This window comes from Mesorhizobium sp. WSM4815 (assembly GCF_055811575.1).
Genome location: NZ_JBVVQS010000094.1, coordinates 211,817 through 226,028 on the forward strand (window position 1 = coordinate 211,817; position 14,212 = coordinate 226,028).

The window sequence follows — 14,212 nt, forward strand, 5'->3', positions numbered from 1 at the left end:
CGGGGGCGCGGGCCTTCCTGTCGTCGTGGGGGTCTGGTGGTCCTTTGAGTTATTTTTCGTGCCGCTCGGTTCCCTCCGGCCGCGCGGGGGCGCGGCCGCCGCCCCCGCGCTGATGCTCGGACCGCTTGCCGTGCGGCCGGCGTACAAGAATCTCGGCATTGGCCGCCGGCTGGTGGCGATCGCGCTGGAGGCCACCGCCAAGGCCGGCATGCCGGCGGTGATGCTTGTCGGCGACGAGCCCTATTACGGCCCGCTCGGCTTCAAAAGAATCCCGCGTGGGCAAATCTCCATGCCGCGCCCGGTCGATCCTGACCGGCTGTTGTCGCATGAGATCGTGCCGGGCGCGATGGCACGGCTGGTGGGGGAGGTTTGCCACGCAGATCAGGCAAGGATTGCCGCGCAAATCGCCGCGATGGCGTGACCATCCGGATGCTGTTGCGCCACACTGTCAGGCTTCGTAGCATGTGCCGACTAAGGTGTGTTGAGATTCAGGTCAGGCCGAGCCGAAAACGGTGGTATTCGAGAACCGGAGCGGAGCGTACTTTTGGGTACGTGAGCACCGGAAGCGCAGGAGACCACTGTTTGTAGGCCGGCCTCACCTGAATATCAACACAGCTTGGATGGAGGACGCCGACATGAACCCCAACGGCCAGATTGCGATCGTCACCGGCGGCGGCTCCGGCCTCGGCGAGGCGACGGCACGTGCACTGGCCGCTAAGGGCGCCGGCGTTGCCATCCTCGACCTCGGCATCGAGCGCGCGGCGAAGATTGCGGCCGATATCGGCGGCATCGCCATCCAATGCGATGTAAGCAGCGCCGATGGCGGTGCTGCTTCAGTGGCGGAAGTGGTAAAAAAGTTCGGCGAACCCCGTATCCTGGTCAATTGCGCCGGCATCGCCATCGGCATGAAGACGATCGGCAAGGACGGTCCGCACCCGCTCGACCAATACCGCAAGGTGATCGAGGTCAATTTGATCGGCACCTTCAACATGATCCGCCTCGTCGCCGACCAGGCCGCGAAGCTTGAGCCGCTGGACGGCGGCGAGCGCGGCGTCATCGTCAACACGGCATCGGTCGCCGCCTACGACGGTCAAATCGGCCAGGCGGCCTATTCAGCCTCCAAAGGCGGTGTCGTCGGCATGACGCTGCCGGTGGCGCGCGACCTTGCCCGGTCGGGCATTCGCGTCTGCACCATCGCGCCCGGCATCTTCAAGACGCCGATGATGGCCGGCATGCCGCAAGAGGTGCAGGATACGCTCGGCGCCGCGGTGCCCTTCCCGTCCCGTCTCGGCGAGCCTTCCGAATATGCAGCCCTTGTGCTGCATATCATCGAAAATCAGATGCTCAACGGCGAGACCATCCGCCTCGATGGCGTCATCCGCATGGCGCCGAAGTAGCCGACCATGAGTGCCGAAGTCGCCCTTCAGGCGAAGACCGGCCCGCTCGCCGGCCTGACGGTGATCGAGATGGCCGGGCTTGGACCGGTGCCGCTGGCCGGGCTGATGCTGTCGGAGATGGGCGCCGACGTGCTGCGCATCGAGCCGGCTGGGTCGAGCCAGCCGTTTCTGGCGCTGCCGGACGAATACGACATCGACTGTCACGGCCGCTCCATCCTGCGGATTGACCTGAAGCGCTGGGAAGGCGCCGAACTGGTGCTGCGCCTTGCCGAAAAGGCCGACATGCTGGTCGAAGGGTTTCGTCCCGATGTCATGGAGCGGCTTGGTCTCGGGCCGGATGCGGTACTGGCGCGCAATCCAGCCCTGATCTACGGCCGCATGACGGGGTTCGGCCAGGACGGTCCGCTATCGGGACGTGCCGGCCACGACATCACCTACCTCGCCTATTCGGGTGTGCTACATGCCATCGGCCAGCAAGGCGGCCGGCCGGTCCCACCGCTCAACCTTGTCGCCGACTACGGCGGCGGCGCCATGATGCTGGTCGCCGGCGTACTGGCCGCCCTGTTTGAGCGCTCGCGCACCGGCAAGGGTCAGGTGATCGACGCCGCGATGACCGAGGGCGCTTCAATGCTGGCGACACCTGTGCACGCCCTTATGGCGGCGGGCCTGTGGAGTGACACGCGTGGCGCGAACCTGCTCGATTCCGGCGCGCCCTTTTACGACACCTATGAGACCGCAGACGCACGGCACCTCGCCGTCGGCTGCCTTGAGCCCCGGTTCTTCGCCGAATTCGCAAGACTGCTGCCGCTCGACCAGATTTTTGTACGCGGCCAATACGACAGGAATTTGTGGCCGCAGATGCGGGCCGCCATTGTCGATCGGGTCGGGCAGAAATCACGGGACGACTGGGACCGTCTCTTTGCTGCAACCGATGCTTGCGTCGCACCGGTCTTGTCGCTGCGGGAAGCCAGGGATCATCCGCACAATCGCGCTCGCAACGCCTTTGTGAGGTCGGGTGCGCTCGAGCGGCCCGCCCCGGCGCCGCGCTTTTCGCGCTCCCGGCCGACGCTTGCCGCCATGCCGGCCGATCACGACTGTCAGGCGGTGACGGTGCTGGCACGCTTCGGCCTTTCGGAAAGCGAGACTGAGGCCCTTTTCAAATCTGGGGCCCTTTTCAAATCTGGGGCCCTTGTCAAATCCGGTGTGATAGGTTGATAACTGGAGAGCAAAGATCAGCTTAAGACGGTGTGGATTTGAACGATCGAAAGAAGGACGTGATCCGCGAGACCGACGCCGAAGCGATCAGGCTGGCGAAGACGCTGATCCGCAGTGCCCGTTTCGGCGCGCTGGCGGTGATAGAGCCCGGGACCGGTTCGCCGCTGGCCAGCAGGGTTGGTGTCGCCACCGATATCGACGGCACGCCGCTGATCCTGGTATCGATGCTGTCCGCCCATACCGGCGCGATCCTTTCCGACCCGCGCTGTTCGCTGCTTGTCGGCGAGCCCGGCAAGGGCGACCCGCTGGCGCACCCACGGTTGACGCTCGTCAGTCGGGCGGCACGGCTTGAGCCTGGATCCGACGAGCACGCCCGCGCCGAACGGCGCTATCTCAACCGCAACCCCAAGGCGAAGCTCTATGCCGGTCTTGGCGACTTCTCGATCTTCCGCCTTGAGCTGGAGCGCGCCAGTCTCAACGGCGGCTTTGGCAAGGCCTATCTGCTCGAACGCGCCGATCTGGTCACGACCGCGCCGATCGTCGAAGAGCTTGCCGCTGGCGAACAATCCGCTCTCGACCATATGAATGCCGACCATAGCGACGCAATTGCCGTCTACGCGCGCCACTTCGCCAAGGCGACGGGCGACGGCTGGGTCGTCACCGGCTTTGACGCCGACGGCATGGACCTGGCATTGGGCGACGATATCTGCCGGGTGTTCTTTTCCGAGCCATTGAGGACGGCGCGCGAGCTCAGGCATGTTCTGGTCGACATGGCAAAAACCGGCCGAGTGGCGGATTAAACACAGTCCGACAGTTAATCGCGTCGGGTCGAAAGCAAGTCTTGAGGTTTGTGCGAGATGTTCTACGCTTTCCCGGTAGCGTTGAATCGCCAGCGCACATTCGCACGTGAGCCTATGGAATCAGACGCTATTGCCCCCATAGCGCCGGAGGAGCAGGAAGGTATGGGGGATCGATGGTCTCGAAAAAGCTAATCGCCAATGCCGAAGCAGCGGCTTCGTTTCTGACGCTGATGGGCAACGAGAAACGACTGTTGATCATGATCTACCTGGCCGACGGTGAAATGTCGGTCGGCGCTATCGCCGAAAAGGTTCTGCTCAGCCAATCCGCCCTGTCACAGCATCTAGCCAAACTGCGGGCGCTCGATCTCGTCGAGACCCGGCGCGACCGGCAGATGATCTACTATTTTTGCAAATCCGATGCCGTGCGCGAACTTCTCAACACGCTGGACGGGATTTTCGGCGAGGGTGAGCTATCGCAGATGGCATACCGCCCGCGTCGCTCCGGGACTTGACCGGCCAATGCATGTCGCCCAAAGCCGGCAACATGCATAAGACAAGAACTGGTCCGAGCGCCCCTTGCCTCGCTGACGACTCCTGATGCATGTCGCGCAAAAGCATGCAGCGGTTTTGCGATAGCGACATGCATAAAACAACAACCTAATGCGCGTCGCGAGAGGTCGGTTGAGGTCGGTCGAACGCGACGCGCTTTTGAGCGACTTGCGTCCACTTGGACGCAGAAGGTACGCTCTGACACTTTGGATCCACGCGTCGTGCTGTCGCAAAACCCACCACGATCGGGCCGATGCGGGTCAGTTGAGGCAAGCATGCGCAGCATTCGTATCGACGACCCGCAAGACCCGCGCGTCGCCGCCTATCTCGACATTCGCGAGCGCGATCTTGCCGGCCGGCAGGGTCGATTCGTTGCCGAAGGCAAGGTGGTGCTCGAAATGCTGCTCGCGGCCAAACGCTTTACCGCCGAATCGGTGCTGGTGCTCGAAAACCGGCTGGCAGGCCTCGACGCAACCCTGCGCAAGGCGCCCGCGGACCTTCCGGTCTACGCGGCAGCCAGCGAGGTCATGGACAGGATTGCCGGCTTTCACATGCATCGCGGCATATTGGCGATCGGCCGCAAGGGCGAGGCGCAGTCTGCAGAGGCCTTGCTGGATGCCCTGCCCGCCCGCGCGTTGATCGTCGTGCTGGTCGGCATCGCCAACCATGACAATATGGGCTCGATCTTTCGCAACGCCGCCGCCTTCGGTGCCGATGCCGTGTTTCTGGACGCGACCTGCTGCGATCCCCTGTACCGCAAGGCGATCCGCGTTTCGGTCGGCGCCGCGCTGAAAATTCCTTTTGCCTCCTTCGCTGAGACCGTCGGCTTTACCGCGGCGCTCGATCGGCTGGGCTTCGGCCAATTCGCATTGTCGCCGCGCGGACAAACCGACATCCGCGATGCGAAAAGGACCGAACGGCTGGCACTCTATCTCGGCACTGAAGGCGAAGGCCTGCCCGAGATGCTGCTCGCCCGCCTGCGGACGGTGCGGATCGATATGACAGAAGGCTTCGACAGCCTGAATGTCGCCGCCGCGTCAGCCATCGCCTTGCATCATTTCTCGGCAAGCAGGACCTGAGCCGCAGAAGTCAGCATCACTGTCTGGGCTCAATGCGCCGATTCGGCCTTCTGCAGCGCCCGCACGCGATCGGCAAGGCTGCGTTCACCGCTTCCCGGTGGGTTGGGTGCCGCAAGAACCTTTGCGATCGGCGATTCCGGCCCGTCGAGCTTCGCCGTCAGGGCTACGACCTGCGCCGCCAGGTCGCTCATCTGCTCGCGCAACGCAGCGCTGGCACCTTCGGATCTGGATGCCGCGTCGGCGGCAAGATCCGTTTTCAGCCTCTTGTTCTCGCTGGCCAGTGCCGTCAATCTCGCCTCCAACTGCTCCCGGTCGCTGTCGAGCTTGGCGATAGCTTTTTCCATATCGCCCTTGACGGCCACATCGGCCTGATCGCCTTGCGCTCCGACGAGACGCACCGCTGCCGACGCATTTTCCACGCTTTCGCTTTTCAGCTTTTCGCGAAGCCGCGCGATTTCCTTTTCGCGGCGTTCAAGCTTGTCCTCGCGATCGGCAAGCGTGGCGAGCAGGCGTTCGATCTTCTTGTCCAGTTCGCCGGTCCTTTTCTTCTCGGCTTTCAACGCGTCTCGCGCGGCCTTGCTCTCGGCCGCGATCTCCTGTTGGCGCCTGTCTGCCTCCTTGCGCTGGCCGCGCAGCACTGAAATATCATCGGCCAGCTTTTGCAATTCGGATTCGCGCGCCACAAGTTCGATCTGACGGCTGCTGGAAGAAAAGCTGGCGTCGTCATACATGTGCTCCAGTTTTTTCAGCTCGAGCACACGCTTTTCCAGGGCATGCTCGGTTTGAGCAAGCCGATCCGACAAAAGCTGCAACTGGTCTTTGCGCTGCCGAAGGTCTTCGCCCTTGGCCTCGAGCGCGGAAAGGGCGTGTTCCTTGTCCTTCCGCTCGAGCGCCAGTTCCTTCAATGCTTCGCGGCCACGGCCGATCTCGACAAGCTGTTCGGCCGATTTCTCGCGCAACGCCTTGACGCTCATCTCAAGCCGACGTGTCGCCATGGCGAACTCGGCGCGGATGCGATCCTTCTCCGCCTGGATCTCGGCCAGCGTCAGCGGCATCGAGCCCTCGATGCGTTTACGCGTCAGCATCACGGCCCGCCGCCAGATGGCCGGAGCAATCATCAGCGCCAGAAAGCCGGCGCAGAGAAAGCCGAGGACAAAGAACAGGACCGACTGAACCAAGGTGACTATCCGTTATGAACGGCAAACAACCGTGAGGGACTGTGCCACGTTCGCATGACGGAATTCCAGTGCCGCGGCAAGGGTCTGCCGCAGCATTGTTCAGACCGTCGATCCTGGAAACAATCGCGGTGACGAGGCAACCGCTTGCTCAGAATGGATTCCAGGTGGCGCGCTGGGTAAGCTTGAGGTAGCCGAGATTGACGCCAAGCCGGGCGCCGACGCCGGTACGGATCGGCACCAGCAGCACATTGTTGTTCTTCATCACGTTGAAGCCGACGCCAGCCACGAGGTAGGCGGAGCCGGCAAGGCCGCCGAAACGATTGTAGAGGCTGTTCACATCGTCGAGATTATAGACCAGCATCATCACCCGCGAGCCCTCGCCGCCAAAATCCCAGCCGAGCGACGGGCCCTGCCAGAACACTTTGTGATCGCCGGCATTCTTGGTGTAGAGTGTGCCTTCACCATAGGTCAGGCCACCGATCAGGGCGCCCGAGCCCTCCTCCCCAAGCAAATAGCCATTGGGCAGGCCATAGGAGGAGAAAATCTTCTCCACGACGGTGGCGAGCCCGCCCGACGTCGCACCGAAGAATTTATGACCGGAATCGACGATCTCCTGAGCGGTGTATTCCTGGGCCCGCGAAGGCGAGGTTGAAAAGACGACAAGGCCCATGAGAGCGATCGCCATTGAGAAGACACGGAGAAAACTCCGGTCTGTGAAGACACGGAAAAAACTCCGGTCGTAGTATCGGGAAAACATGCTTCCAATCTCCGTCAGGGAGCACTTTCGCCGACGCCTCGCATCCGTGCGGCTCTTTGGTGGCCGTTAAGGATGACTGTTAAGGACAAACTATGCCGTAATCCTTTTTCAACCATTAAGCTTTCACATGAAGATGGCGGTTCGTAGGCTGGTTTCGCGCTGATTTCGCGTCGGCCCGCAGTATCCGCACCCTGCGTGAACACACCATTTTCGATAGCGACAATTCCGGATTTGTTGCTGCGCGCTCAGGCGCTGTGTATTCAGTAGGCCTTGGGAGAGCGAGCGTGATTCGTGTGGACAGGCGTGATCGTTGATCGCCCGGCCATTTCCAGTGAATTTTTGCAGGGACTTTCGTCGATGGCCGAGCTTTTCACCCTTTCCGCACCCGATCTCGCCGCGCTTTTGTGCAGCCGGGTCTGCCACGACATCATTTCGCCGGTCGGCGCCATAAACAACGGGCTTGAGCTGCTCGATGAAGGCGGCGCCGACGAAGACGCCATGAAATTGATTCGCCAGAGCGCCAGAAACGCTTCGGCCCGCCTGCAATTCGCCCGCATCGCCTTCGGCGCAGCCGGTTCTGCCGGCATGATGATCGACACCGGCGATGCTGAGGCCGTTGCGATCGCCTTCTTGAAGAACGAGAAGCCGGAACTGATCTGGAATGGAACCCGTGCGCTGCTGCCCAAGAACAAGGTAAAGCTGCTGCTCAACCTCGTTCTCGTCGCCAACGCTGCCATTCCGCGTGGCGGCAAGCTTACGGTCACGCTTGAAAACCTCGACACGGAACCACGCTTTGCGCTCGCCGCGAGCGGTCCGATGCTGCGCGTGCCGCCCAAATTCCTGGAGCTCCATTCCGGCAACAAGCCTGAAGAACCGATCGACGCGCATTCGGTGCAGCCCTATTACACACTGCTTCTGGCGCGCGAGGCGAACATGACAATATCGATCCACGCGACCGCAGAAGAAATCGTTCTCTCGGCTGCTTGAATTACCAAGCTGATTGAATGAACAGACGAGCGTTGTTCAGACAATATTTACCGCACCATCACCGTCGAATGAAATGAACCCCAAAGGCTAGATCGACCGAAGCATCGGTAAAGAAGTTTTCGTAAAAGCTGTTCTTTCAAGAATTTTACCTATTGGCTTTTCAGCTTCTTTACCGGATTGACCATACGGTGCCTTCCAGACCGCGACGCTGCCGGATTGCCGCATGGCAAAGAGGGCCCGGAAATGAAACGCTGCATGTTCATCGACGATTCGAGCGTCATCAGGAGGGTTGCAAAACGCATCCTGGGTGGTTCCGACATGCTGGTCATCGAAGCTGCCAGCGGGCTTGATGCGGTTGAGATGTGCACTGCCGACATGCCGGATATCATCATTGTCGACGGCGCCTTGCCGGACATGCAGGCCGAGGACGTCATTCGCCGCGTACGCGCCATGGAAAGTCCGATACAACCCCAGATCCTGATTTTGCTGGTTGAGGTCGACGTCGCTTCGATCATGCGGGCAAAGCGCGCCGGCGCCCAAGGCTATCTGCTGAAGCCGTTCACTCGGCCGCAACTTCTCGAGCGCTTCCGCACCTTGAGATTTGCCGCCTGATTCGCCGCCGCTGGCGCATGGCCGCGGAAATCGGCGCTCAATGTCTGCGACATAAAAACGCAAAATCCGGCCGAAGCCGGATTTTTGTCGGAAAAATCGATCGGATCGGCGTCGTCAGCTCAGGCGCTGACGCGGATGTCTTCCGGCTCGCGCAGCACGTAGCCGCGACCCCAAACCGTCTCGATGTAGTTCTGGCCGCCGGAAGCAGCGTCGAGCTTCTTGCGCAGCTTGCAGATAAAGACGTCGATGATCTTCAGTTCCGGTTCGTCCATGCCGCCGTAAAGGTGGTTGAGGAACATTTCCTTCGTGAGCGTGGTGCCCTTGCGCAGCGAGAGCAGCTCCAGCATCTGGTATTCCTTGCCGGTCAGATGCACGCGCTGGCCACCGACCTCGACGGTCTTGGCATCAAGGTTGACCACCAGGTCGCCGGTGGTGATGACCGACTGGGCATGGCCCTTGGAACGCCGCACGATGGCGTGGATGCGGGCGACCAGTTCGTCCTTGTGGAACGGCTTGGTCATATAGTCGTCTGCGCCGAAGCCGAGGCCACGTACCTTGTCCTCGATGCCGGCCATGCCGGAGAGGATAAGGATCGGCGTCTTCACTTTGGAAAGGCGAAGTGTTCTCAACACCTCGTATCCCGACATGTCGGGGAGATTAAGGTCGAGAAGGATGATGTCGTAGTCGTAGAGCTTACCTAGATCGACCCCTTCTTCGCCAAGATCGGTCGTATAGACATTGAAACTTTCCGATTTCAGCATCAGCTCGATGCTCTGTGCGGTCGCACTGTCATCTTCTATCAGCAGAACACGCATTTCATTCCCCTTTTCTGCTGCCGGACCATTTCACGACCCGTCCAGGACCGGAGCAGTGATTGCCTGAGCAGAGGCTGCCATCGAATGGTTAACAAAACCTAATTCCGTGCCGTTGACGGTACCAGATTTTTTAACCCTTTTCTACACCTTGTTGAATCTAATAGCGAATCTAAGAACCAAACCGCTAATGCAAAACATTAATAAGCCAGGCTAAGTGACTCCAGGGACTCGCTAGCCGTGCTTCCGGGTCGGGGCCGGAATTTTTACCCGGCCTTAAGTCCTGAGCCGTATGATTAACAATGCCCGTAAACGAATGGTTACCGCCGGCAAAAAACTTTAGGAATTTGTTTCCCATAGTTCTGGTAAAGTCGGTGGAAGCGGGTCGAAGCCTGAGTTTGCCAGGCGGATTAGACGATATGTGCAGGTGTGCGTTTCCAGGAGTACCGAATCATGAAGTCACGTGAAAACCTCGTTCGGCTGAAGCAGTTTCAGGTGAACGAGAAGCGGCGGCAGTTGCTGCAACTCGACATGATGATCGCCGAATTCGAGCGCATGGCTGTCGAACTGGAACTCCAGATCACTGCCGAAGAAAAGAAAGCCGGCATCACCGACATCAACCATTTTGCCTATCCGACCTTCGCCAAGGCAGCACGCTTGCGCCGCGACAATCTCAGAAATTCGCAAAGCGACCTCGCCCAGCAGCGTAGCGTTGCCGAATCACTGCTCGGCGAAGCCGAAGCGGAGCTTTCCAAGGCAGAAATGCTCGAATCACGCGACACCAAGATCCGAGACGCCGAGACCGGCGGCCGCAGCGCCATGATCGGCTGAAAACAAGGCTTTAAGGCCGGTCAGCACCCAGCGATCAGGTCGTTGCCCATCTGGAATGTCGCCGCTCATTGGTCGAGCAACTGCCAGTTTCAGGCCTACGCTGCCAAATCCCCTTGATGCTCCGCGACCGCCCGCACCTGGGTATCCTGATGTCGGGCGCAGGCGATTCCGGCCAGGACCTTATCTGATTGAGCAGCCCACCAGGTTCCGGCCGAGTTCGGCTCGGGGCCGACCGCGCAGGCTTGTGGAACGCGGCAAGGTCGACGCGAAAATGCTTGCTCCAAGAAGCAGGCGCTGCTCATGCCTTTGTCAGCCCGATCGGCAGGTGGTGCTGACCGTCTGAAGCAGAGAAAACCCTGTCGGCAAAGCAAAAAGGGCGCGGATTGCCGCGCCTTTTGACATCCTTGAACCAGCCCTAATGCCGATATTGCTGGATGCGCGTCGTGCGCAGGCCGGCAAGGCCATATTCATCGATCGACGCCTGCCAGGACAGGAATTCCTCGGTGGTCAGCTTATAGCGCTGGCATGCCTCTTCGAGGCTCAAAAGCCCGCCGCGCACCGCCGCCACCACTTCGGCCTTGCGCCGGATAACCCAGCGACGTGTGTTCGTCGGCGGCAGATCGGCAATCGTAAGGGGGCTGCCGTCAGGCCCGATAACATATTTGACGCGCGGTCTAACAAGATCGGTCATCGTACTCTCTACTAAAAACTCAAAGACCCAATCCCCACCACATTACCGCCACAGCTTTAAAATTTGCCTAAGCGATCCCTAATAGCTAGGTAAGGATCATGAACGCCGCGTTAGTCTTTTCGTCGGCATTTGAGGCATCTGCCCAGCAAGCGCCCGAATCCGTTCAAAAAAATCGGCCGGTTCGCGAAGCTGGCGCACCCGGAAAGCTTGACCTATATTCCGGCCATTGGCATTCAGGCGCCGTCATCCAAGCGCCGTGCAGAACGAAAGAACCATGAACAGCCTCGACCTTCCCGGACGCCCCGAAGATACCCGCATCGTTGTCGCCATATCGGGCGGCGTCGATTCGTCGGTTGTTGCCGGCCTTTTGAAGCATGAAGGCTATGATGTCGTCGGCGTCACGCTGCAGCTCTACGACCATGGCGCGGCAACGCACCGGGCCGGCTCGTGCTGCGCCGGCCAGGACATCGACGATGCCCGCCGCGTCTCCGAAACGCTCGGCATTCCGCATTATGTGCTTAATTACGAGGAGCGTTTCCGCAAGGCGGTGATCGACCCCTTCGCCGAGAGCTATGTGGCCGGCGAAACGCCGATCCCTTGCGTTTCCTGCAACCAGACGGTGAAATTCGCCGACCTCCTGGCGACCGCCAAGGAACTCGGCGCCGAGGCGCTGGCCACCGGCCATTACATCCGCTCCGGCGCTAACGGCGCCCATCGCGCACTGTACCGGCCGGTCGACGCAGATCGCGACCAGAGCTATTTCCTGTTCGCCACCACACAGGCGCAGATCGACTACCTGCGCTTTCCGCTCGGCGGCCTGTCGAAGCCGCAGGTTCGCGCCATCGCCGAGGAAATGGGGCTGACGGTCGCTGCCAAGCAGGACAGCCAGGACATCTGCTTCGTGCCGCAGGGCAAGTACTCCGATATCATCGCCAAGCTGAAGCCGACTGCTGCCAATCCGGGCGACATCGTCCATATCGACGGCCGCGTGCTCGGCCGCCATGAAGGCATTTTGCGCTATACGATCGGTCAGCGCCGCGGCATCGGCATTGCCTCGGGCGAGCCGCTCTACGTCGTCCATCTCGACGCCGACCGGGCCCGCGTCGTCGTTGGCCCGCGCGAGGCGCTGGAAACGCACAAGATCTATTTGCGCGACATGAACTGGCTGGGCGACGCTGCGCTGTCAGATATCCCGGCCGCCGGGCTGGAGCTTTTCGCCAAGGTCCGCTCGACACGCCCGCCACGCCCGGCCGTGCTGCGTCACAACGCCGGCATCACTTCGGTGGAACTGGTCGACGGCGAGTCCGGTATCGCGCCCGGCCAGGCCTGCGTGCTCTATTCCGACGACGGCAACGAGGCCCGCGTTTTCGGCGGCGGCTTCATCGAGCGTTCCGAACGCGGCGCCGAGGCCGAGGCGATGCTGACGCGGCTGGCGGCCCGGCCGGCGCAGATTCCCGCCGAATAGACGATAATCCCGATCTATCGGGATCGATCAGGTTCTGATACAGCCGCACTTTCTCTCAGGAAGACGATCCGGTGTGGGCAACCGTGCCGGCGGTCAGGATACGCAGCACCCTGATGGCTTCCTCGCCGCTGGTACGCGGTTCTGTCCGCGTCTCGATGCACTGGATGAAATGCTCGAGCTCTCGCGTCAGCGGCATGCCCTCGCCCACTGCAACATAGGACGGCTCGTTGGTGGTGAAGGCCCATTGGCCGCTGTCTTGCCAGACCGCGTGGCGGTAGACGGCGAGCTTGCGCTCCCACGGCTCGACATCGTCGAACACCGCCATCGCCTTGGTGCCGACCACGGTCAGCCGCCGTTCGCGGTAGGGATTGAGCCGCGACGCGAAGAGGTGGCTGCGCAGACCGTTGGGAAAGCGCATGTGCAGATGCGCGAAATCGCTGAGCTTGTCGAGGAGCGCTGCCCCTTCGCCACGCACCTCGATCGGTTCCGTGCCGGTGATGGCCAGGATCATCGACAGATCGTGCGGCGCCAGGTCCCACAGCGCATCGTTCTCGGTGTGGAATTTGCCGAGCCCGAGCCGGTGCGAATGGATATAGCGGACCTCGCCGAGCTCGCCATTATCGATCAGCGCCTTCAACGTCTCGAAGGCGGGATGAAAGCGCAGCACATGACCGACCATGAAGACGCGGCCATTGTCGACCGCCGCCTTCACCGAACGCTCGGCATCGGCCACCGTCAGCGCGATCGGCTTCTCCACCAGCACGTCCTTGCCGCCCTGGACGGCGCGCACCGCCATATCGGCGTGGAACTGCGGCGGCAGCGCCATCACGATGGCGTCGATGTCGCTGCGCACGAACAGCGCCTCCGGCTCGATCGCCAGGCAATCCTGCTCACTGGCGAAACCTTCGGCGCGGGCAGGGTTGACGTCCGAGACCGCGTGCAGCGCGCCGAGCGCCTTGAGGGTGCGGATGTGGTTGCTGCCCCAGTATCCGCAACCGAGGACTGCAATGCGCGGTTTCATCATTCCAACTCTAGAATTTCGTGGCCGAGACATAGCGGCGCGCCCCGCCGAACTCAACCCGGCATTTCTGTGCCTGATTATCTGCCCGGCAAAGCTTTTCGGCCATCAGAGCGAGGTGCGTCCGTCTGGACACACAAAGTACGTCTCGACCGTGAAGCTTGGCGACGCGACAGGATGCGATAGCGTGTGGCGCCAGACCGGCTGCATCGACACACCGGCTGCATCGATGCTTGACAGGCTTGGCGTCCCAACCTTATATCCGCCCGACCTTGGCGAACGCTTCGACATGCCTTCTGATTTGGGGCGGATTTCGGGCCTTTCGCCGCCCTGGCGGGGTAGCTCAGTTGGTTAGAGCACGGGAATCATAATCCTGGGGTCGGGGGTTCAAGTCCCTCTCCCGCTACCACTCAATTCTCCCAGAACGTTCTCTGCGTAGACTTGGCGGCTCAGAAACCCCGCAGAACTGCTGGCTTTCGGCCGAAAGCTGGGGACTGTTGTTGGTAGTGAAGGTGCCTTTTTTGCTCTCTGTCAGCCCATATTCTCCAAAGCTGGGGAGTGCGCCTTTTTACTCCCCAGCTGTCCCCCATTGAAATCACAGGGTTTTCCGGCTCGAAAGCTGGGGGTCGTTTGGTGCAAGGCCGCGTGCGGAGAACGCCGAAAGCAAACCAACCGGTGACCAAATTGGGCAGCCGCTTCGGCCTAGGAGCGGTGTCGAACTTCAAATGTCTGGAATGGGCCGACGAACGAACCCGCTGCGCGGGATGGGCGCGTGGGGTGAGGTAGAGATCACGAACCGGACGTCGCGCTCGCATTGAGGG

At 61.1% G+C, this 14,212-nt stretch carries 16 protein-coding genes and 1 tRNA gene; 12 read left to right on the forward strand and 5 right to left on the reverse strand.

The genetic code is table 11. The features are described 5' to 3' along the window. The 6 genes from AC0L2B_RS17100 to AC0L2B_RS17125 form a co-directional block, all read left to right on the forward strand. Positions 1-421: GNAT family N-acetyltransferase (locus AC0L2B_RS17100; protein WP_473746176.1), on the forward strand; the 421-nt coding region annotated here is incomplete at its 5' end. 214 nt (positions 422-635) lie between these two features. After that, a complete protein-coding gene (locus AC0L2B_RS17105) occupies positions 636-1,397 on the forward strand; it encodes a 3-hydroxyacyl-CoA dehydrogenase (protein ID WP_473746177.1) in 762 nt (253 codons plus the stop codon). Positions 1,398-1,403: 6 nt separating this feature from the next. Beyond that, positions 1,404-2,612, forward strand: coding sequence for a CaiB/BaiF CoA transferase family protein (locus AC0L2B_RS17110; RefSeq protein WP_473746178.1), 1,209 nt, complete (start codon positions 1,404-1,406; stop codon positions 2,610-2,612). 38 nt (positions 2,613-2,650) lie between these two features. Next, entirely contained in the window at positions 2,651-3,412 is a 762-nt protein-coding gene (locus AC0L2B_RS17115) for a HugZ family pyridoxamine 5'-phosphate oxidase (protein ID WP_473746179.1), read from the forward strand. A gap of 173 nt (positions 3,413-3,585) precedes the next feature. Then, positions 3,586-3,924 (forward strand): ArsR/SmtB family transcription factor, encoded by a 339-nt coding sequence (locus tag AC0L2B_RS17120; protein ID WP_473746180.1) that lies wholly within the window; start codon positions 3,586-3,588, stop codon positions 3,922-3,924. 312 nt (positions 3,925-4,236) lie between these two features. Beyond that, the gene (locus AC0L2B_RS17125) at positions 4,237-5,040 is read left to right on the forward strand and encodes a TrmH family RNA methyltransferase (protein WP_473746181.1); all 804 of its coding nucleotides are present in this window, start codon (positions 4,237-4,239) and stop codon (positions 5,038-5,040) included. Between the two features lie 29 nt (positions 5,041-5,069). On the opposite strand, the gene AC0L2B_RS17130 is transcribed toward AC0L2B_RS17125, so the two are convergent. Further along, positions 5,070-6,218 (reverse strand): coiled-coil domain-containing protein, encoded by a 1,149-nt coding sequence (locus AC0L2B_RS17130; RefSeq protein WP_473746182.1) that lies wholly within the window; start codon positions 6,216-6,218, stop codon positions 5,070-5,072. Positions 6,219-6,366: 148 nt separating this feature from the next. Then, positions 6,367-6,975, reverse strand: a complete 609-nt coding sequence (locus AC0L2B_RS17135; protein ID WP_023797936.1) for a DUF1134 domain-containing protein — start codon at positions 6,973-6,975, stop codon at positions 6,367-6,369. A 357-nt stretch (positions 6,976-7,332) separates the two neighbouring features. On the opposite strand from AC0L2B_RS17135, the gene chpT reads away from it, so the two are divergent. Both chpT and AC0L2B_RS17145 read left to right on the forward strand, forming a co-directional pair. Beyond that, positions 7,333-7,962, forward strand: coding sequence for a histidine phosphotransferase ChpT (chpT, locus tag AC0L2B_RS17140; RefSeq protein ID WP_027150934.1), 630 nt, complete (start codon positions 7,333-7,335; stop codon positions 7,960-7,962). A 243-nt stretch (positions 7,963-8,205) separates the two neighbouring features. Continuing rightward, the gene (locus tag AC0L2B_RS17145) at positions 8,206-8,574 is read left to right on the forward strand and encodes a response regulator (RefSeq protein ID WP_027150933.1); all 369 of its coding nucleotides are present in this window, start codon (positions 8,206-8,208) and stop codon (positions 8,572-8,574) included. Between the two features lie 119 nt (positions 8,575-8,693). Here the strand turns inward: AC0L2B_RS17145 and ctrA are convergent, their stop codons facing one another. Continuing rightward, entirely contained in the window at positions 8,694-9,389 is a 696-nt protein-coding gene (gene ctrA, locus AC0L2B_RS17150; protein WP_006203583.1) for a response regulator transcription factor CtrA, read from the reverse strand. 450 nt (positions 9,390-9,839) lie between these two features. Between ctrA and AC0L2B_RS17155 the strand changes: the two genes are divergently transcribed. Beyond that, positions 9,840-10,217, forward strand: a complete 378-nt coding sequence (locus AC0L2B_RS17155) for a flagellar export protein FliJ (protein ID WP_029349790.1) — start codon at positions 9,840-9,842, stop codon at positions 10,215-10,217. A 415-nt stretch (positions 10,218-10,632) separates the two neighbouring features. Here AC0L2B_RS17155 and sciP read toward each other — a convergent pair whose 3' ends face one another. Then, on the reverse strand, positions 10,633-10,908 hold the full coding sequence (sciP, locus tag AC0L2B_RS17160) for a CtrA inhibitor SciP (protein ID WP_006203587.1): 276 nt from the start codon (positions 10,906-10,908) through the stop codon (positions 10,633-10,635). A 274-nt stretch (positions 10,909-11,182) separates the two neighbouring features. Between sciP and mnmA the strand changes: the two genes are divergently transcribed. Beyond that, a complete protein-coding gene (gene mnmA, locus AC0L2B_RS17165; RefSeq protein ID WP_473746183.1) occupies positions 11,183-12,373 on the forward strand; it encodes a tRNA 2-thiouridine(34) synthase MnmA in 1,191 nt (396 codons plus the stop codon). A 55-nt stretch (positions 12,374-12,428) separates the two neighbouring features. On the opposite strand, the gene AC0L2B_RS17170 is transcribed toward mnmA, so the two are convergent. Next, positions 12,429-13,394 carry a Gfo/Idh/MocA family protein gene (locus AC0L2B_RS17170; RefSeq protein ID WP_473746184.1) on the reverse strand — a complete coding sequence of 322 codons (966 nt, stop codon included), beginning with the start codon at positions 13,392-13,394 and terminating at the stop codon, positions 12,429-12,431. Between AC0L2B_RS17170 and AC0L2B_RS17175 the strand changes: the two genes are divergently transcribed. Beyond that, the gene (locus AC0L2B_RS17175; RefSeq protein WP_473746185.1) at positions 13,381-13,746 is read left to right on the forward strand and encodes a hypothetical protein; all 366 of its coding nucleotides are present in this window, start codon (positions 13,381-13,383) and stop codon (positions 13,744-13,746) included. The two genes, AC0L2B_RS17170 and AC0L2B_RS17175, sit on opposite strands and share 14 nt — an antisense overlap. Beyond that, positions 13,724-13,800, forward strand: a tRNA-Met gene (locus tag AC0L2B_RS17180). Before AC0L2B_RS17175 ends, AC0L2B_RS17180 begins: the two co-directional genes overlap by 23 nt. The last annotated feature ends 412 nt before the right edge of the window (positions 13,801-14,212 follow it).

Excerpts from the sequence above, each read along its gene's own strand:
- AC0L2B_RS17110 (WP_473746178.1), top strand. The coding sequence starts at position 1,404 with ATGAGTGCCGAAGTCGCCCTTCAGGCGAAGACCGGCCCGCTCGCCGGC.
- AC0L2B_RS17125 (WP_473746181.1), top strand. The coding sequence starts at position 4,237 with ATGCGCAGCATTCGTATCGACGACCCGCAAGACCCGCGCGTCGCCGCC.
- AC0L2B_RS17135 (WP_023797936.1), bottom strand. The coding sequence starts at position 6,975 with ATGTTTTCCCGATACTACGACCGGAGTTTTTTCCGTGTCTTCACAGAC.
- AC0L2B_RS17170 (WP_473746184.1), bottom strand. The coding sequence starts at position 13,394 with ATGAAACCGCGCATTGCAGTCCTCGGTTGCGGATACTGGGGCAGCAAC.
- AC0L2B_RS17155 (WP_029349790.1), top strand. The coding sequence starts at position 9,840 with ATGAAGTCACGTGAAAACCTCGTTCGGCTGAAGCAGTTTCAGGTGAAC.
- mnmA (WP_473746183.1), top strand. The coding sequence starts at position 11,183 with ATGAACAGCCTCGACCTTCCCGGACGCCCCGAAGATACCCGCATCGTT.
- AC0L2B_RS17105 (WP_473746177.1), top strand. The coding sequence starts at position 636 with ATGAACCCCAACGGCCAGATTGCGATCGTCACCGGCGGCGGCTCCGGC.
- sciP (WP_006203587.1), bottom strand. The coding sequence starts at position 10,908 with ATGACCGATCTTGTTAGACCGCGCGTCAAATATGTTATCGGGCCTGAC.
- chpT (WP_027150934.1), top strand. The coding sequence starts at position 7,333 with ATGGCCGAGCTTTTCACCCTTTCCGCACCCGATCTCGCCGCGCTTTTG.
- AC0L2B_RS17145 (WP_027150933.1), top strand. The coding sequence starts at position 8,206 with ATGAAACGCTGCATGTTCATCGACGATTCGAGCGTCATCAGGAGGGTT.
- AC0L2B_RS17120 (WP_473746180.1), top strand. The coding sequence starts at position 3,586 with ATGGTCTCGAAAAAGCTAATCGCCAATGCCGAAGCAGCGGCTTCGTTT.
- AC0L2B_RS17175 (WP_473746185.1), top strand. The coding sequence starts at position 13,381 with ATGCGCGGTTTCATCATTCCAACTCTAGAATTTCGTGGCCGAGACATA.
- ctrA (WP_006203583.1), bottom strand. The coding sequence starts at position 9,389 with ATGCGTGTTCTGCTGATAGAAGATGACAGTGCGACCGCACAGAGCATC.